Consider the following 20149-nt stretch of genomic DNA (forward strand, 5'->3'; position numbering starts at 1 on the left):
CATTGAATTATTAAATAAACTATTATACGTCGAATAGGATATCTAATTCACTTTTCTAACTAGGAGGAATTATTCAATGACAAATTTTAAACCAGAAACTCTATTATTACATGGTGGACAACAGCCTGATCCTGCAACAGGAGCAATCGCTGTACCGATTTACCGTACAACGTCTTATGAGTTCCAAGATACTGCTCATGCACAACGTCTTTTTGGATTACAGGAACCAGGTAATATTTATTCACGTATTATGAATCCAACAGTGGACGTATTTGAAAAACGTGTAGCATTATTAGAAAAAGGAACTGCTGCAGTAGCACTTTCATCAGGGATGGCTGCAATCGCATTTTCTATTTTAAACATTACTAGAACAGGTGATGAAATCGTTGCGGCTGGCTCACTTTACGGCGGTACATATAATTTATTTACGAATACACTACCTAATTATGGTATTAAAACAACATTCGTGGATGAAACAAATCCAGAAAACTTCCGTTCAGCAATTACGGAAAAAACAAAAGCAATTTTTGCAGAAACAGTTGGTAACCCAAGTTTAAATATTTTAGATATTGAAGCAGTAGCAGATATTGCACATGAGTATGGCTTACCGTTAATTATCGATAATACTTTTCCATCACCATATGGTTCAAACCCAATTGACTTTGGAGCAGATGTAGTCGTACATTCAGCAACAAAATGGATTGGCGGACATGGTACAACAATTGGTGGGGTAGTTGTTGATGCGGGTGAATTTGACTGGACACAAGGCCGTTTCCCCGGCTTTACAGAACCAGATGAATCCTACCATGGTTTACGTTATGGAATTGACACAGCTGCTGTTGCATTTGCCACAAAACTGCGTGTTCAATTACTACGTGATTTCGGTCCAACATTAAGTGCGGATGCAGCATTTAATTTCCTGCAAGGTTTAGAAACGCTTCATTTGCGTGTTGCCAAACAAAACGATAATGCACTGAAAGTGGCTGAATACTTACAAAACCACCCATCGGTTGAGTATGTAAACTACAATGCTTTTGAAAATTTCCCAACACATAAACTTGCCAACAAATACTTAAAAAATGGCTACGGCTCTATCTTGACATTTGGCATTAAGGGTGGTCGTGAAGCAGGTAGTCGCTTAATTGACAGCGTAGAGTTATTCTCACATGTAGCAAACGTAGGGGATGCAAGATCGTTAATTATCCATCCGGCTTCTACAACCCATCAGCAATTATCTGCTGAAGAATTAAAAGTTGCAGGCGTATTTGAAGATCTTGTTCGCTTATCTATTGGCCACGAAGCAGTAGAAGATATTATTGCTGATTTGGATCAAGCAATTACAAAAGCACAACAGGTTTAATACTATAGGTAGCAGGCTTTATTAATATTTTTTTAATATAACAAGCTCTAGCTTAGTATAATTTTAATATTTGGTTCTTTGGTGAACTGAAAATAGAGCCTACCCTTAGCAGGTATATATGTTTACAACAGTTAAAAGCGAAAAATAAAGAGAGTTTCATCAAGTAAGATATATATCAGGAGGAATTAATGATGAGTAATGATGGATTATATAAAAAGTCTTATTTCAATCGCCTTGGAGAATTAAGCGACCTAGCACCAGAAGTATTCAAAGCTTTTGCACAATTTGACAAACTTGCGTTATCAGAAGGGAAATTAACAATAAAGTTAAAAGAATTAATCGCCATTGCCGTAGCTCATACAACAGGATGTCCATACTGCATCGAGGTTCATGTAAAAAACGGAAAATCACAAGATATTTCTAAGGAAGAAATGTCAGAAGCAATTTTAGTTGCCACTGCATTAAAAGCTGGCTCAGCACTAGCTCATGGTGTAAATGCTTTAAACGCTTATGATGGAAATGGGGACGAAGATTTATACAAAGCCTCTTACTTTAGCAGATTAAAAGAATTCTCAAAACTTAATGGAGATATTTTCAGCTCATTTGTTGATTTTGATCAAAAATCAATGAAAGAGGGAGCATTAAGCGTTAAAGAAAAGGAATTAATCGCTATTGCGGTTGCTCACACAACAGGATGCCCATATTGTATTGACGTTCATACAAAAGGGGCAAAGCATGCAAATGCAACTAAAGAAGAAGTTGCAGAATCTATTATGGTCGCAACAGCTTTAAAAGCAGGTTCAGCATTGGCTCACAGTGTTAATGCTTTAAATGCATTTGATTCAGAAAGTTAATAAGCGTTTTTATCATGTACATTCGTTTTTAGAATGATATAGAGGATTAGATCTATATAAATAAAGCAGATTTTAATCAGGAAATAATTAATACCAGGAAAATTACCTAAGGTCTACTTAGAAAGATAGTGATCAAAAATTAAAAAGTTAGGCGCTTATAACATGCCACAGCCGGGTGTCTATGGCTTAATTCTAAGTTTTATTATCATGATTCATTGCTGGATATATGAAAAGCCCATGTATATTTGTAGAAAAACTTTGGGAAGACACAGGCCCTATGACGGCCCGGCGACCGCTCCTCTTGGGGGGGGGAATGGTTCTACCTCAGCAGGCAGAAATGTCTGAAGTAAACCCTCTTTCTTTGGAAAGAGGGTTTTTTTTATAAAATGAGCAGCTTATACGAAAGGATTGATTGATATGAATACGGTTATTTTAGAAGGAGTTCGAACACCTTTTGGGAAGTGGAAAGGATTTTTATCAGGATTAGAGGCAAAGGAAATAGGGGCTTTAGCTGTTAAAGAGTTAGTGAGTCGAGTACCCGCGGCAAAAGAAGCTGATGGGGTAATACTCGCACAGGTGCTTCAAGCGGGACAGGGTCAAAATCCGGCTAGAAGAGTTGCGACGGATGCTGGTGTAGCTTTATCTGTCCCTGCAATTACTTTAAACAATGTATGTTTAGCTGGCTTAGCATCTGTTTCCGACGCTGTCCGCCGTATTCATTTTGGCGAAGGAGAATTATACATCACGGGCGGCTTTGACTCGATGACAAATGCCCCATACACTGCTCCAATTCGTAAGGAACTGTCAATGGGGTCCCTCCAACTAACGGATACATTAATGAACGACGGATTATGGTGCTCGTTAGCTGATGAATCGATGGGTGTGTTAACTGATTTAAAAAATAAAGATTTTAAGATTGATAGACAAGAACAGGATCAATATGCACAGTTGTCACAGGAACGATCGGCGGCTGCGCTGCAAAAAGGTTGCTTGCAAGATGAAATTGTTCCTATCACGCTGAATGGAAAAACCTTTTCAAGCGATGAAGGCATCCGACCAAATTCGAACTTAGAAAAATTAGCAAAACTAAGGTCTGCATTTGCTGAGGAAGGTACAATCACAGCGGGAAATGCTTCACAAATGACAGATGGCGCAAGCGTTGGCATTATTTCATCCGAAAAGAAAGCAGAAACACTTGGTAAAAAGCCGTTGGCACGCATTCTAGGCTGGGCAGAAGTTGCTGGTCCAGATACGAGCTTACATACTAAGCCTGCCCAAGCAATCAAAGCAGTTTTGGAGAAAACAAACCTAACATTAAACGATATTGATTTATTTGAAATCAATGAGGCCTTTGCAAGTGTGGTCATTGCAAGTTGCCGTGAGCTTGGCATTGGCTATGAAAGAGTGAATGTCAATGGTGGCGCGATTGCGCTTGGCCATCCGCTTGGTGGAACTGGCTTCCGACTTGCCTTAACTGTTGCAAAAGAATTAGAACGTCGTGGTGGTGGAAAAGGTATCGCCTCACTTTGCGGAGGTGGCGGTCAAGGAATGGCTCTTTTAATAGAAGTTCCAAAAAGCTGGTAAAACTGAAATCTAGTATATAAAAAAATATGTAAGCAGTAGACCTCGTTTTAGACGGGGTGCAAACAGAATAGACCGAAGATTTTTATAAACAAAACATTTGAATGGATGACGTAAATTGGAGGGTAACGATCATGATATTAACATACTTTGTATTGCTCGCCTTATGCTGGGTAGTTGGTTTAATAATATGGAAAAATTATTATGGAAAAGAGGGAAAGGAGACTGAAAAATAATGCCTACAGTAACGGAATCTCTATTTTGGACAATTATCATTCTACTAGTTGTGTATTTTGGATATATTGTTTGGATTGGGAAGAGAGGGGGCCGCCATAGTAAGTCGATGGCTGGCTTTGCAACTGCCCGTGGGAAGGTAAGTCCTGTACTTGTCGGCGCAAGTTTTGCAACTACGTATTCAAGCGCCAATTTATTTATTGGTGTTCCCGGACTTGCTTATGAATATGGTACATCCGTGCTTTGGTATACACTAGGGTGCTTTGGTGTTTCGTGGATTGGTTTACTTTTATTTGCCAAAACATTCTGGAGGTACAACAAAAAGTTTGGTGGAGTTTCCACATTACCAGAATGGCTTGGTAGAAGATACAATAGCAAAGCACTTCAAGTCATTGTGGCTGTATTAATTTTATTCAATGTATATTATATTGTCGGTCAAAACGTAGGACTCGCGACAATCTTTGAATCTGTTCTGAACATCCCGTATTACTGGGGAATTATCATTGGTGTAGGAATCACGATTCTATATATCGGACTTGGTGGTGCCTACGCACAGATGATCACAGACGGTTTTCAAGGATTTTTGATGGCTATCACATCTATCCTTGTTTTTGTTTCGTTATTTTGGACGATTGGTGGAGGATGGAATGTATTTGGAGAGCTGACAAATAAGCTTGGGGCGATTGACCCGAATTTGACAGGATATCTATCTGTTGGTGGTCCATATGATAGTATACTCGCGGTAATGGCCGTGCAATTCTTATTATTTAGCTTTGTGTTAATGCCACATCTATTAAATAAAGTATTGTCACTTGAGAGTGAAGAGCAGCTTGCTCCATTCACATTATCGGCAGGGATTGTTTTATTTTTTATCTCAACGTTAATGGTTCTTGGTGGGTTAGCAGCACGAGTGATTTTTCCGTCTTTATCTAGTTCGGATGCTGCGATTCCAGCTTATGTGATTGAATCATTTCCACCAATCCTTGCGGCGATTATCATTGTAGGAATTATCACAGCAATTCTATCAAGTACGGATAGCCTTTACCTGGGGATTACATCTGGTATCGGAAACGATTTTTATAAAGTATTAGCACCAATCATATCGAAGAAGCCGATTGCAGCGGACGTTTTAGATAGAAATTCCGTAAGAGTAGCTAAAGTGTCCCTGATATTTGTAGGTTTACTCACCTTATATATTTCGTTAGACCGTCCGGAGTCCTTATCGATTTTAATACAATTTAGTTTTTCAGCAATTATCAGCGGAATTCTCGCTCCGGTTACTTTAGGATATTTTTGGAAGAAAGCAAATGGAGCTGGTGCGATTGCGGCTGTAGTTACTGGTACGGTATTGTATGTAATTTTCACCAGTCAAGATATCATTGGAAATATATACTTGGCGATGTTCTTTGCGTCAATTTCTGCGTTTGTTGTGATGATCGTTACATGCTTGTTGACGCAAGATGCAACAACCAGTCAACAGGAATCCATTACGATTTCTAAAAAATCATCGTAGTTGTCTGGTCTTCTAGAGTTGGTATTTTCGGCTATAACAAAACATTTGTTTTTTTAAAGGGATAGGAGAGAGATGAAATGATAGAACAACAATCGAGAATTAGCGAAAACAATATAGTATGGCAGCCTTCCGAACAACGAGTTTCTGAGTCAAATATAAAAAAGTTTTCGGAACAAGTGGGAATTCCAGTTGAGTCCTATGATCGGTTACATAGCTGGTCGATTGAAAAGCCTGGAGAGTTTTGGTCAGAGGTTTGGGATTTTGCCAACATTATTGGGGAAAAGGGTGAAACAGCCTTCGTTCCTGCAGAAGATGGGGCTATGTTAGGTGCAAAATGGTTTCCTGGAGCGAGCTTAAATCTGGCAGAAAATTTATTACGTGGAGATGGCTCTCGTGTTGCGGTTTATGAGGCAAATGAGCAAGGTGTTCAGCAGACTTTGAATATGGCTGAGTTACGTAGACTGGTTGCGAAGGCGCAAGCTGGTTTACGTATGCTTGGCGTGGAGCAAGGCGATCGTATCGCGGGTATTGTGACGAATGGCTTGGAATCATTGGTTTCACTACTTGCAACGTCTTCACTTGGTGCGGTTTGGAGCTCTTGTTCACCCGACTTTGGTGCCAAAGGGATTATCGATCGCATCGGACAAGTTCAACCAAAAGTAATTATTGCTTCTCTTGATTATCAATATAATGGAAAGCCTTTTAATATTCGAGAAAATGTGTCGACGGTTAGCAAAGAGCTCGAAAGCTTGTCTGCGGTTGTCAGTTTGTCAGAAACACCAGAGCTGCAGGTCGAGTCTGGTGTGCAAATTTTAACATGGAGTGAGTTACTCGCACATAGGGTGGACGAGCCAACTTTCACGCGCGTTCCGATTCATCATCCCAGCTATATTTTATATACATCCGGAACGACAGGCTTGCCAAAATGCATTGTTCATTCTGTCGGTGGTGTTTTGCTTCAGCATGTGAAGGAGCATCAGCTGCATTGTGATGTGAAGAAGGGTGATGTTTTATCATGGTATACAAGTACGGCCTGGATGATGTACCCATGGCTTGTATCTGGCCTTGCGAGCAATGCAGCAATTTTGCTTTATGATGGATCACCGATACGAAAGGACCGCATCGGTATTCTGTGGGAAATTGCAGAAGAAATCGGGATTACCCATTTTGGAACAAGTCCAAAATATCTTGATTCACTGGAAAAATGCGGATATGAAGTTGGTAAAAATCATGATTTGTCTGCACTGCAGGCAGTTCTAACTTCCGGGTCGCCTCTCATTAGTGAACAGTATGATTGGATTTATAACACAATCAAAGAAGATGTCTTATTAGAATCCATCTCCGGAGGTACGGAAATCATTGGATGCTTTGTCATGGGGACACCGATTCACCCTGTTTACCGTGGTGAGATTACATGTAAAGCGCTCGGTATGGCAGTTGATATTTTAGATGAACGAGGCGTTTCTGTGATTGGTAAAAAAGGCGAACTAGTTTGTACACAAGCCTTCCCAAGCATGCCACTTACTTTTTGGGGAGAAGATGGAGACGAACGTTATTTCAACGCCTATTTTGCAGAGCGTGAGGGAATTTGGACGCATGGTGATTTAGTGGAGCAAACTACCCGCGGCTCGTTGATTATTTATGGTCGTACGGATAATGTACTGAATCCAGGTGGGGTTCGGATTGGAACGTCGGAAATTTATCGTGTGGTAGAACAAATTCCACAAATTAAAGATTCAATTGTGTTTGGCTTTCCAATTGAAAATGATGAAGAAATTGTACTGTGTATCGTGACTGAAAATGGTGAGGTGGATGAAGATCTGGCTAATCAAATACGTCGTAATGTAAGGAAAAAGGCATCACCACGTCATGTGCCACGCCGCATTTATGTTGTTAAAGAAATTCCATATACGAATAACGGTAAAAAGGTGGAAGGAGCCGTTCGTTCGATTGTTCGCGGACAAGAGGTTAAAAATAAAGCATCTTTAGCAAACCCAGAATGTCTGAGGGAATATGCAACATTGGCTGAAAGGAGTTATGTATAATGCGAAAACGTCAAAGGTCGGAAGCTGCGATTGTGGGAATCGGTGAATTGAAACCAGTTCGATATACAGAAGGAGCGACAACACTAAGCTTGATTGCTGAGTCCGTGAGACTCGCAGCAATTGACGCAGGGATTAGTAAAGATGAAATAGATGGCCTGCTCGTTGGTCCGCAAGTCGGGGAAACACCACAGCATGTGCCAGCCACAGTTAGTGAATATCTTGGTTTAAGCCCTAGAATGTCCAATGTCGTTGATTTAGGAGGCGCGACAGGCGCAGGGATGCTGTGGCGCGCCCAAGCTTATATTGACGCAGGGATGTGCGAAACGGTAGTGTGCGTGCTTGCTAATATTAATGAAAAGGGTAAAACGCCGCGCTCACCGAACCGCAATCCGATTCGTGAATTTGATGTGCCATTTGGTGCGTCGGGTGCGAATACTTCCTATGCTCTCCTTAAAAAGCGGCATATGGAAGAGTACGGTTCGACGCAAGAGCAATTTGCTTTAATTGCGCATTGGGCTCGGAAAAATGCGCAGCTGAATCCTGATGCGGTTTTTTACAGGCAACCAGCATCGGTTGAGGATGTGTTAAATTCACCCTTAATTGTCGATCCTTTGCATTTGTTTGAAATTGTTATGCCGGTTGGCGGTGGTACAGCGGTGATTGTTTCATCGAAAAAAGAAATTATTAATCGCCATAAGCATTCGCCTGTATACATACTTGGAGCTGGAGAAAAGGTTACCCATCGTGCAGTTAGTCAGGCACCCTCATTGGAAAAGGCACCTTTAAGTTTCGCAATTCCACATGCGTTAGAACAAGCGGGCTTACATGTAGAGGATATGAATCTGCTTTCTTTATATGATTGTTATACAAGTGTCGTGGCCCAGACAATCGAGAATGCTCGCCTTTGTGAACCTGGTCAGTTTGGCGAATGGATGAAGCATCATTCTTTCGGTTTTGATGGCGATTATCCATTAAATACGCATGGTGGACAGTTAGGGTTCGGGCAGGCTGACCTAGCTGGAGGCATGTCACATATTATTGAAGCAGTCCGCCAATTGCGTCATGAAGCAAACTCACGTCAAATTAAGGATGCCAAATATGCGCTAGTAACAGGTAATGGCGCAACCTTGAGTGAAGCTGCTGCGTTAGTGTTAGGAGGGGAAGCATAATGAATTTAATAGAAAAGCTTCGGCATTTGGATGTTCCAGGCCCAACGATTACATCTGTCACAAAACCTTTTTGGGAAGGTGTGGCCAGCGGGGAGTTTCTTATTCAAAAATGCGGTGAGTGTGATAAAAATGTGTTTTATCCACGAACACACTGTCCACATTGCTGGAGTAACAGACTTGAGTGGACACCTGCTTCAGGCAAAGCGCGCCTCAAAACCTATTCCGTCGTACATCATCCAGGTCATCCCGGATGGCAAGACGTCGCTCCATATCCACTTGGAATCATTGAACTTGAAGAAGGTCCATCGATGTTGACACAATTACTGGTAGACTCACCAGAAGATTTAAAAATGGGCGATGCGTTGCACGTTAAGTTTGTAGAAGTTAACGAAATATGGCGTCCATTTTTTGAAAGGGACAGCTCTCGGGATTGATTGTAGGGTAGATTAGGCCAAAAATCGGGAATACTTCTCACGTTTGTTTTTTCATGCTAATAGATTTATTGGAAACTATTCCTGCATAAATATTACCATTCGCCTGTTAGAATTGACAGGGTAGAGGTCATTAGACCAAATACAACAGTTGAAAACTTCCACCTGAATTTGAAAGTATAGCAAGGCAATTGGTTATCAGGTTATTGTAATTGAGAAGGAACAAAAATTAATTTGTCTCTTCTGATTAAGATAATTACATGCCTAATTTGTGCCTATTAATAATGATTTAATATGAAGTAATATGAAAGTCATTTGGCTATAAATATTGGTACAACAGCGTTTATAATCTCTTATGAGGCCATTTGAAAACAAGCTTTTTCTAGTTTGAAATGAAAGGTTGAATGTATGCCCGATTTTATTTTCATAGACTTCCGAAACACGTGGGTAGGTATATGGAATACACAGACAAATACAAAAGTATCATCAATAATCCAAATACATTATAGTTCCAACAAGGGTAACAAAAAGGTAACAAGAATAAAGAAAAAGAAACAATCGCACAAAACGATTCTTCGTTGAAGTTGACCAAAATCATTGATATATAAGCATTTAATACCTGTGAAACAATAGAAAAACTTGGCTCACAACACGGGCGGCATGATGTAAATCAAAAAGTGTAACAGGCTCGCCCGATGCGCAAGCATAAACAAAACCTTGTAAAGTCCCTGAACTTGGGATTTGGAGAGGTATTGCTTATGACGGGAGCATCTAGCCTGTGAAACTGGATTAATCGCCCAATCCCTTGATATATAGTGGGTTTTTACTAAGATGAGGGTAAAATTCTAACATTTTGCCAACATTGAGGATAATTAATGGAGGCTTCTCAAAAGTTGACTAAACTTTTTTTGGGAAGCTTCTTTTTTAATTCTCTTGTAACGTGGAGTCTATTGTTTCTCAATTCTACTCTGCTTCATATCTAACAGTTACTCGTTAGTGCTTTATAGTATATTAGTATATTTTTTATTTATTAAAAATTTTCTATGCAAATATGGTATCATAATTTATAATCACTGTTATATACAGAGGAAGTATGTGAATTAATCTGTCAACCTGTTGCTGAAGATGATTTTAGATAATGACTATCAAGACTTAATTGAATTGGATTACGAATGTAATTCTTGATAGGACAAATTATGAGGGGAGTAAAAAATTATGTATTCAAATATTCTTAGACATCCTGGTCCTACCCCAATTCCAAAAAAAGTGGAACTGGCAATGGCACAAAACATGATTAGCCATCGCTCAGAGGAGTTTGTTAAGCTTTATCGTGAGACCACTGAACGTGTCAAACCTATTTTTGGGACGAAGCAAGATATTTTGCTTTTACCTTCAGGTGGAACGGCAGCATTGGAAGCAGCTGTGGTAAATACTGTTACCCCAGGGGATGAAGTAGTCGTCATCACAGTTGGTGCCTTCGGGGATTACTTTGTATCGATATGTGAAAAATATGGTTTAAAAGTACATAATCTTGAAAAAAATTGGGGAGAAGCCTGTACGAAAGAAGAGCTGATTGACTTCTTAAAACCGATATCGAATATTAAGGCCGTCTTTGCAACTTATAATGAAACTTCAACAGGAATATTAAATCCTGTCGAGCAATTAGCAGAAGTCGTTCGTGAACATTCAGATGCACTCTTTATAGTTGATGGCGTAAGTGGTATTGGGGGAGCTCCTGCTGAAATGGACGAATGGGGAATTGATATTTTAGTAACAGGTTCTCAAAAAGCAATGATGCTTCCTCCAGGACTTGCTCTTCTAGCTGTAAGTGAAAAGGCTTGGAAGGTTATAGAGGCTAATGGTTCTACTGCTTATTATTTAAACCTTTTAAGTTACCGTGACTGGGCAGCAAAAGGAATGACGCCTAACACTCCAGCAGTTTCACTCATTATGGGTCTCTCTGCTGTGTGCGATTTAATTGAGGAGGAAGGTGGATTTTCAAAAACGGTTGAACGACATAATGTCATGAAAAATATGGTTCGAGAATCTATGAAGGCATTATCAATTGAATTGTTAACAAGTGATGAGTTTGCATCACCAACAATTACTACAATCCGTACACCAGAGGGATTGGATCTCGCAACCTATTTAGGACATTTAAAGAAGAAGTATCACCTTGATTTTGCTGGTGGTCTTAACCATCTTCAAGGTAAAGTCTTCAGATTTGGACATATGGGATATTGTTTCCCTAGTGATGTCCTTCAAGCAGTTTCTCTAATGGAAGCAGGATTGCAAGATTTTTCCTATCAATTTAAGCCTGGAGCTGGAGTACAGGCAGCACAGAATGTTTACTTGTCCTCAATAAGAAAGTAACATATTTTATATGCGAGTCCAACTGATGCAGTTAAATTTACTTGGGAATATGCACATGTAAGAAGCTTTAGGGGGCCTAGGAAAGGATTCTTCGTCCATTTTTCTACATTGACTAGATAATAGAATTTCCTATGGTCATTCACTTTATTGTAAAAGGGAATAATAAAGTTCTTTTTTGCTGAGATTCAAAAGGACGCTTCCTTATATATTGATATGAGAAAAGATTAGTCTTTAATAGCTTAATTATTTACAAAAAAGATGACTTCTGATTAAAATTAAGAAGTCATCTTTTAATTGATTGGTTAGTATTAAGTAGGAGGTGTTCCATGGATGTAACCTGGCGCCGGCTTAAGTATCGGTTTTTGCCCCAAAGCCTTAGGCTCTTGTATATATTCAAAATTACCCTGTCCATCCATACTTTTTCCTTTTGCCCATCTCCCTGTACTGCTTTCTTCTCCTAACGAATAGTTCATAAATGAATAGGAAACTTCCTGCTTTTCATATTTTTGATTGAACGTAGAAGGTACAAGTGGTTTTTGTTTCTGTTCCAATTCTTCAATAGCAGCCATCCACTGGTTTTGATGCATCGTATCACGTGCAATCAGCCAGGAAAGCATGTCTCGCACCCCTTTATCATCCGTCATCTCATAGAGTCTCACTACCTGAAGACGACCTTGTGATTCTGCATTTAGGTTTGCCCGAAAGTCAGCTAACAAGTTGCCACTTGCAATCGTATATCGGGCATTAAAAGGGTATCCAGCACTATCAGTGGGAGTTGCCCCAAGTCCCGAAACGATGGCATGCTGGGGATTCATACCTCCCATTACAGCTCCGATAACCGGATCTTTAGCAGCTTGTTCCTGTTCCTCAACAGGTGCATCATCCAGTAACTGCGCAATCATCGTTGCCAGCATCTCTACATGGGCAATTTCTTCTGTACCAATATCTAGTAGCATATCACGATACTTTTCTTCTCCACGACAATTCCAACCTTGAAACAGGTACTGCATCATAACCGTTATCTCCCCAAATTGTCCTCCCAGGACTTCCTGCAGCTTTTTGGCATAGACAGGGTCGGGACGATCAGGTTTTGCATTGTACTGCAATTCTTTCATATGAAAAAACATTCTAATCACTCCTTTACCTTTTAAAATAACCAACAACCTATAAATTATTCTTTCAATAATAGAGACAAAGGTAATTTCTAAAAACAGAGGAGAAAAAGCAAATATAGCTGTTATCTCATTTACTACAAAGGGTAAAGCCAACTGCTATATAAAGAGTAACCTGGTGGAGTAGTGATGGACTAATAAAAGTAGAGTTACCAGAGGGACGGGAAAGCAGCTTTCCGCGCTTTTTATTAGGCTTTCTATCTATTCGCAATTTCTATTTCTTCTAATATAGCTTAAAGCTCTTCTGACTTCTCTATCCTCTTTCCTTACACTTAGTAATATGACATTATGTAAGTGAATTATTATAAGGGTATCATTATATTTCAGGATATCCCGATGCGTTCGGTTTCATTGTATAGCCCACTTAGACTAGACATCTTTACTGTTTTCATAGGACTATTGAAAGAAAAAAATTAAAGGCCGTTTCAATAACTTCCTTTTATGTGAACACATATTTCATGTTTCAGGTGAATATCAATACAAGAGGTAGATAACTCACCTAGAACATAAAAAAGGATGTGAACTCATGTTTTTTCATGTAAAGGAATTACAGTATCATGCGAAACCAGAGCGGCCAGATCCAACTTATGCAGCAAGATTACAGGAAGTTCTTGGGGGACAGTTTGGGGAAATATCAGTTGCCATGCAGTACCTATTTCAAGGCTGGAGTGTTCGTGGAGACGGGAAATATAAAGATTTATTAATGGATACTGGAACAGAGGAAATCGCGCATGTCGAAATGCTTGCAACGATGATTGCCAGACTGCTTGAAGGTGCTCCAGATGTTGAATTAGAGGATGCAGCACAAAATCCAATTGTTGCTGCGATTTTAGGCGGAGAAAATGTCCAGCATAAAATTGTTTCAGGTCTTGGCGCCATGCCGGCAGACAGTGTTGGGAATCGCTGGACGGCAGATTATATTATTGCCAGCGGGAATCTGTTAGCAGATTTTAGAGCCAATTTAAATGCCGAATCCCAGGGAAGACTGCAGGTGGCCCGTTTATACGAGATGACCAATGACCGCGGTGTCAAAGATATGCTCTCCTGGCTGCTTGCACGGGATACAATGCACCAGAATCAGTGGTATGCAGCAATACGTGAGCTGGAAGAAAAAGAAAATATTGTCGTTCCAAGCACCTTCCCGAGAGAATTGGAAAAACAGGAAGTTTCCTATACGCTATTTAATTTCTCACGTGGTGATCAAAGTGCTGAAGGACGCTGGGCTCATGGACCAAGTATGGATGGATGTGGACAATTTAATTATGTGGCAAATCCGGTTCCATTCGCACCTGCGCCTGTTCTAAAACCTGCACCACCTTATATCTTCAACACACCCCTCTGGGCATTGAGAAAATCAGACGATCTGCCAGATCCAGACATGAAGTAGAAAGGGAAAGGCTATCCAATGCTACCCGAGGATAGTCTTTTTAAGGGCGGCATGATGTAATAACCGCCTTAAAGTCTTGAAGGTAGAGCTTTAATGTTTGTTTATTAGCGGATTGCTAACTCCCACTTTTTTGATAGATTATATAGTAAAACCTTAAAAAAGACCTTTCATTAGTTCACTGAACTTTTGAGAGGTCTTTTTCGTGTGTCTGATTATCAGGCTAAATTTGCTTATCTATAATCGTGGAGCTTTTATTTTTAACATGAATAAATAGGTCATTTTCATCTTAAAATTAGACTTTGTTTCAAGTACGATTAATATAACAATTCCAGAGGAGGTTGTCCGGTGACTCAAAAAATTGCTGTTGCAGTTATTCATGGTGCAGGTACTCCAACTGAAAATTTTGCAGATGAAATAATTACACATATCTCTAAAGGTTTTACAAAAAAACTTTCCATTAACAACGCAGAAAAGGAGTTAGTGTTTGAACCGGTATTCTGGTCATCCATTTTTGAACCCGAACAAGAGGAATTATGGAAAAGATTGCAGGATAACAGGCACTTAAATTATTCAAGATTGCGACGGTTCGTGATTGAGTTTTTAGCAGATGCCGTAGCATATCAACCAACCGCCTTAGGGAATCAAAATTATGATAAAGTGCATTCTATTGTAGCTGCATCGATTCATAAACTCCGACAAAAGGCTGGAGCAAATGCACCCTTATGTATTATCAGCCACAGTCTAGGATCTATTGTTGCAAGCAATTACTTTTATGATCTGCAATACAAGCGTGAAAACATGGGAAGCGAAACAGTAAAGCGTACAAGTAATTCACCTATAGAACAATGTGAAACGTTAACTCATTTTTATACACTAGGTAGCCCTATGGCTTTATGGTCATTACGCTACATTGATTTTGGATCTCCAATTACAGTTCCATCACCAATGATACCTAAATATTATCCGAATATCCAAGGTGAGTGGCTGAACTTTTATGATAAAGATGATGTACTAGCCTTTCCGTTAAAAGGAGTAAATGATGCATATAAAAAAGCGGTTACGAAAGATATTGCCGTGAATGCTGGAGGTTTATTAACGAGTTGGAATCCGTTGTCACATCTTTACTATGATAGTGACGATAAGGTGATTATCCCGATTGTCGATAGTTTGGTAAAAACATGGAAAGCTATTAACTATAAATGATAGTATATAGGAGTACTTCTTGAAGATTAAGTTAGAGATATTAAAGTCCAATTACCTTTTTATAAACGATGATGTATTTTTATATAGGAATCAACCAAATAGTTTAGGTGCAAATCTTCATGAACCCTTAAGGCGGGAGTGTACTGAAAGAGGATAATATACGAATCGCTGAAATATGAAGAATTACATATAAATAAATTTATGTTTACGAGGAAATTAAGTTTACAGAAGAAGAGAACAAACCATAGTATTGGTCTGTTCTCCATTAATAATGCTTGGTTATTCTATTCTTCAGTTTTGTTCTTAAGTAACGGTGGAGGAATTAACCAACCTTTATCTTTAGTTAATTTAAGAACTTTGGCACCGAGAATTGCTTTTTGTGTATGGAATTGTCCAAACATCATTGCAATGTCTTCACGGATTGATTCACCAATAATTTGACTACATGCAACTAGACCAGCAGCGTTTTGTGTCCCCAAGGTAGCTGCGATTTCCATGTCTTGGAAACGGGCCCCATCCGGAATCTCATCTAAGTTAGCTTTAGGGGGCTCAGGAAGACTTGGTGGTAAACCAATTCCGTTATCTTTTAAAAGAGTTTCAATCTGTGCAATCTCCTGTTTACCAGCTTGAATAGCTTCTTCAAGCAATTTCTGCAGATCTTCATCACCTGCATGGTTTAGATGCTTTTGATTACCCGCAACCATTCCATTGGCCGCGGCTAGAAAAGACCATGTTGCAAAAACTTCTCCATAGTGCATTGGTTCGTTCTCAGGATTTCCACTTAAAATTCCCATTCAAATCCTCCTTCAAAAAAATAGTAAACAATCTTCATCTCTTATCGTTACCTACTCATTAATACTTATTCAATATTAGATACATAATATAAAATGATTTGAAAAGGCATTTTATGTCCAATATCTATTTAAGAGAATATAAATAGGATAAGCAGGAAACTCCGGGGAATAAGCTATCAATATTACTGCTTTGGTTTACTTACCGCCCATAGAGACCGACATTCGTGGTCTGGTGGCTTTGTACCATTGCAAACAAAGGATAAAGATAAGAACAATGTCAATAGCATCCCCACCATAATACATAATCATTCCGCCTATTTCTGCCTGTGCTGCGGGAATGCCTGCAGGAGGGTTTGCATAAATATACTTGGAAAGAATACCATGACCTGCTAAAGCAATCACAAAAACGACAGCACGATAAACAAAGCTAAATCGATGGGCAATCGGGTCAATATAAATCATCGATACAGTAAAAAGATAGCCCGCTAAGAAGACGTGGAGGTGGATCATCAGGTGTAAGAAAAAGTTCTCATTCATCAAAGCGTACAAGTCTGTTGTATACAGTAACCATAGTCCTCCAATATTAAGAAATGATGCAACAATAGGGTGACTTGGAATGCGCATGAGCTGACTTTTCAACATACGTGAAAGACGTCGTGCTGCAGTAACATGGAGTGTTCGGAGCAGGAGTGTCATAGGTGCAGATAGAGCTAGTAGAAGTGGAGCAAGCATTCCCAATAACAAATGACCTACCATGTGTGCCGTGAAATCCATATGGGCACGATTTGCCAGAGGACCAATTACTGACGCGGCAACACATAGAATTCCGAGGATATAGAAAACGTACCGGTATAACGGCCATTTTCGGAGATGAAGATAGCGGCTGGATGCAATTCCAACTCCTATATATATAAGCAACAGGGCGACAAAAAGCAATATCATTATAAATTCAAAGGGAATGGCAATCGTGTGATCGATATAATTATTATTCATATTAATCTTCCTTTGCGCCTAGCTTCAACTGTCGATGTGTACGTAAAACAAGGATGAGGCCAATAGTGAATATTAAAACAGCCAATAGGTTCCATATCAAGTCGTAAACAAGCAGATTTTCTACATATCGTATCTGGTGAATCCTCAATATTTTGTGTTGAATAATCCCATCGTATAATTGAAATGCCCCTGTCCCAATTAACACGCTTCCCCACCATATTAAAGGCCATAGAGCATTTCGCCTATGAAGGTCGGCAAACATAAACAATCCCCCAATTGTAGCAAACCAACTAAAAGCATGAAACAATCCATCTGAAATCAACCCAATTTCGGTTGTGGACCTATCGTAAAAATGATGCCAATGCAGTATTTGGTGAAACAATGTCTCATCTATAAAAGCAGCAAAGCCGATTCCAAACAAGACGCCTGACCATAGATTGCGACTTGTGTACTTAAGGCGAGTAATATCATTTGGTTTTCTTGAATTGCTACATAAGTCAGCCATAGAATCCTCCTTCGTCTGCACCTATATCTTTAACATTCTATTTCCATCCATTATACCCAAGGTTAATCCGTTGCAACCTAAGAAATAGAAATCCACCTATTATGTAGTCATAACGTTTTAAAAATTATTACTTGGGTACTAAGTTAATTATTGAACAATTTAATCTAAGCGATAGGATGGGTGATAGAATGACTAAGGATAAATCCTCGTCAAATGACAATCACGGAATTGGCGGGAAGAAAAGTGAGCAAATGAATCAGTATCGAAAACGAAATACAGGAACAGATAAGGAATTGACAAGTGACAGTGGAGTAAAAATTTCGAATGACAGGCAGACATTAAGGGCAGGAAAACGTGGCCCGACATTATTTCAGGACGCTCACTTTTACAGAAAACAATCCCACTTTAACCGGGAGCGGATACCAGAGAAAGTGGTTCATGCTAGAGGTGACGGTGCATATGGAGAATTTCAATTATATAAATCCATGAAACATGTCACAAAAGCCGATTTTCTGCAGGAGGCCGGCAGCAAAACACCTGTGTTTGTACGCTTTTCCAGCTTTATCGGAAGCAAAGGTTCCAAGGATACAGCAATCGATATACGTGGTTTTGCAACGAAGTTTTATACACAAGCGGGAAATTACGATATGCTGGCACTTTCATTTGCAGTCTTCGCTGTTGCAGATGCCATGAAATTTGCGGATTTTGTGCATGCGGTTAAACCAAATCCGAAAACAGATGTCCCGCAAGCAACTTCTGCACATGATAATGCCTGGGATTATATCGCGAACAATCAGGAAGTTGCCCACTTTATTATGTGGCTTATGTCTGATCGGGGACGACCAAGAAGCTGGCGCATGATGGAATCATGGCCGATCAATACGTTCCGGTTTATCAATGAACAGGGTAAATCAACTTTTGTCAGATTTGTATGGAAGCCTGTACTTGGTGTCCATTCATTGCTGCTCGATGAAGCAGATATTATCGGAGGTGTGGATCCGGACTACCATCGACACGACTTACATGAAGCTATTGAACGTGGAGCCTATCCAGAATATGAACTGGGTGTACAGCTGATTGATGAAGAAGATGAATTCAAGTTTGATTTTGACATTTTGGATGACACAAAACTGTGGCCGGAAGAAGAGATTCCTGTTGAGATTATCGGTAAAATGACACTGAATCGACTAGTTGAAAATCACTTTGCAGAGGAAGAACAAGTTTCATTTGATCCGTCAACAATTGTACCGGGAATAGACTTCTCCAATGACCCTGTGTTGCAGGGCAGATCGTTTGCATATCGTGATACAGATTATCATCGACTTGGCACCGCAAATATTAATGAAATACCTGTCAACAGGCCTATTGCTGAAACAAACCATAACGGGCGGGATAGCTATTCGAAATATAGAATTGATGCTGATTCCGTAAATTATCATGAAAATACGCTAGCTGACAATACACCATCAGAGACTCCTCCTGAAGAAGGTGGATATGCGCATTATCCAGAGGAAGTAGAGGGGCAAGTAACAAGGGAATTTCCGAGCAAATCGTTCAATGATCATTTTTCACAGGCAAGACTTTTTTGGAATAGCATGTCACCTGTTGAGAAACAAAATATTGTGGAAACATTTAGCTACCACCTTGGAAAAGTGAAAAGCGAATCAATTAGACAGCAAAATGTTGAAATGTTTGCAAACGTGGATAAAGAGATGGCAACAGCTATCGCTGAGAATATCGGTGTCAATGCTCCAGAGGGATCGCATGTTTCGATTGAAAAAAGCTCTCCAACACTTAGCCAGGCAAATACATCCTTTTCTCCATATACACAAAAAGTTGGAGTTCTCATTACTGATGGATTTAATGGTGAAGAAGTAAGGAATGTTCTTGATACATTACAACAAAATGGAATTTTCGCAGAAATTATTAGTGCAAAACTTGGCAAAGTCGTAGCGACAGATGGTACAGAAATCAAGGTGGATAAAGCATTTCTTACTGCAAATCCTGTCTTACTCGACTCGATCTATGTTGCTGGCGGAAATAATGAAAATCAACCAATGTTAAAGACTTTCATAAATGAAGCATATAAACAATATAAACCAATTGGTATTGCAACGACTGCACAATCTTATATTGAAGAAACAGAGGAAAATAACTTAGCTGGAATTGTTTTTGCCGAAAACAATCCAAACTTCGAAAAGGACTTTGTTTCAGCAATTGCCAAGCAGCGCTTTTGGGATAGAACTTAGTAAAAGACTGGCCATTTTTTGAAAATTAAAAGGTCATTTCTCTTCTATATATCAAAGTCTGTGCTCTAGGTGGACCTAAAAATTTATATGTTCTTAGCTGGAGATCTTCCATCAGATTAATAAATTTGGTGGAGGCCTCTTACTTTATTAATATAGAAAAAAGAACTATCTACAGGACATTATATGTTAAAATAAATGAAAGGGATGGAGAGTAAATCAAGTGAATAGGATTTACTCTCCATTTCTATGTCTTATGAATAGTAAAGATAAAAAGTTTAGGAGCGAT

15 protein-coding genes are annotated in these 20149 nt (G+C 39.5%); 11 read left to right on the top strand and 4 right to left on the bottom strand.

The genetic code is table 11. From position 1 onward, the window contains the following. The first annotated feature begins 76 nt into the window (after positions 1-76). The 8 genes from BV906_RS15845 to BV906_RS15880 all read left to right on the top strand — a co-directional run bounded on the left by BV906_RS15845 (position 77) and on the right by BV906_RS15880 (position 11560). Entirely contained in the window at positions 77-1360 is a 1284-nt protein-coding gene (locus tag BV906_RS15845) for an O-acetylhomoserine aminocarboxypropyltransferase/cysteine synthase family protein (RefSeq protein ID WP_087974600.1), read from the top strand. A gap of 191 nt (positions 1361-1551) precedes the next feature. After that, positions 1552-2214, top strand: a complete 663-nt coding sequence (locus BV906_RS15850) for a carboxymuconolactone decarboxylase family protein (protein WP_087974601.1) — start codon at positions 1552-1554, stop codon at positions 2212-2214. Positions 2215-2631: 417 nt separating this feature from the next. Beyond that, complete coding sequence (locus BV906_RS15855; RefSeq protein WP_087974602.1) at positions 2632-3798, top strand: acetyl-CoA C-acyltransferase; 1167 nt, start codon at positions 2632-2634, stop codon at positions 3796-3798. A gap of 232 nt (positions 3799-4030) precedes the next feature. Beyond that, the gene (locus tag BV906_RS15860; RefSeq protein WP_087974603.1) at positions 4031-5542 is read left to right on the top strand and encodes a sodium:solute symporter family protein; all 1512 of its coding nucleotides are present in this window, start codon (positions 4031-4033) and stop codon (positions 5540-5542) included. A 77-nt stretch (positions 5543-5619) separates the two neighbouring features. After that, a complete protein-coding gene (locus BV906_RS15865) occupies positions 5620-7587 on the top strand; it encodes an acetoacetate--CoA ligase (RefSeq protein WP_087974604.1) in 1968 nt (655 codons plus the stop codon). After that, a complete protein-coding gene (locus BV906_RS15870) occupies positions 7587-8756 on the top strand; it encodes a thiolase family protein (protein WP_087974605.1) in 1170 nt (389 codons plus the stop codon). Before BV906_RS15865 ends, BV906_RS15870 begins: the two co-directional genes overlap by 1 nt. Continuing rightward, positions 8756-9190, top strand: coding sequence for a Zn-ribbon domain-containing OB-fold protein (locus BV906_RS15875; protein ID WP_087974606.1), 435 nt, complete (start codon positions 8756-8758; stop codon positions 9188-9190). The genes BV906_RS15870 and BV906_RS15875 overlap by 1 nt, the downstream gene beginning before the upstream one ends. A 1212-nt stretch (positions 9191-10402) precedes the next feature. Continuing rightward, positions 10403-11560, top strand: a complete 1158-nt coding sequence (locus BV906_RS15880; protein WP_087974607.1) for a pyridoxal-phosphate-dependent aminotransferase family protein — start codon at positions 10403-10405, stop codon at positions 11558-11560. Positions 11561-11868: 308 nt separating this feature from the next. Here BV906_RS15880 and BV906_RS15885 read toward each other — a convergent pair whose 3' ends face one another. Then, positions 11869-12687, bottom strand: a complete 819-nt coding sequence (locus BV906_RS15885) for a manganese catalase (RefSeq protein ID WP_087974608.1) — start codon at positions 12685-12687, stop codon at positions 11869-11871. Positions 12688-13258: 571 nt separating this feature from the next. Between BV906_RS15885 and BV906_RS15890 the strand changes: the two genes are divergently transcribed. Together BV906_RS15890 and BV906_RS15895 are read left to right on the top strand one after the other, a co-directional pair. Continuing rightward, entirely contained in the window at positions 13259-14119 is an 861-nt protein-coding gene (locus BV906_RS15890; protein ID WP_087974609.1) for a manganese catalase, read from the top strand. 345 nt (positions 14120-14464) lie between these two features. Beyond that, positions 14465-15322: a chemotaxis protein gene (locus BV906_RS15895; RefSeq protein WP_087974610.1), complete on the top strand. Its 858-nt coding sequence runs from the start codon at positions 14465-14467 to the stop codon at positions 15320-15322. A gap of 284 nt (positions 15323-15606) precedes the next feature. Here BV906_RS15895 and BV906_RS15900 read toward each other — a convergent pair whose 3' ends face one another. The 3 genes from BV906_RS15900 to BV906_RS15910 all read right to left on the bottom strand — a co-directional run bounded on the left by BV906_RS15900 (position 15607) and on the right by BV906_RS15910 (position 17614). Further along, positions 15607-16116, bottom strand: a complete 510-nt coding sequence (locus tag BV906_RS15900) for a DUF3231 family protein (protein WP_087974611.1) — start codon at positions 16114-16116, stop codon at positions 15607-15609. A 195-nt stretch (positions 16117-16311) separates the two neighbouring features. After that, complete coding sequence (locus BV906_RS15905; protein WP_087974612.1) at positions 16312-17109, bottom strand: cytochrome c oxidase assembly protein; 798 nt, start codon at positions 17107-17109, stop codon at positions 16312-16314. Between the two features lies 1 nt (position 17110). After that, complete coding sequence (locus BV906_RS15910) at positions 17111-17614, bottom strand: DUF2243 domain-containing protein (RefSeq protein WP_087974613.1); 504 nt, start codon at positions 17612-17614, stop codon at positions 17111-17113. 188 nt (positions 17615-17802) lie between these two features. Here BV906_RS15910 and BV906_RS15915 point away from each other — a divergent pair, with 188 nt between their 5' ends. Beyond that, positions 17803-19863, top strand: a complete 2061-nt coding sequence (locus BV906_RS15915) for a catalase (protein WP_087974614.1) — start codon at positions 17803-17805, stop codon at positions 19861-19863. Positions 19864-20149: the final 286 nt, after the last annotated feature.

This window comes from Oceanobacillus rekensis (assembly GCF_002153375.1).
Lineage (GTDB): Bacteria > Bacillota > Bacilli > Bacillales > Amphibacillaceae > Oceanobacillus > Oceanobacillus rekensis.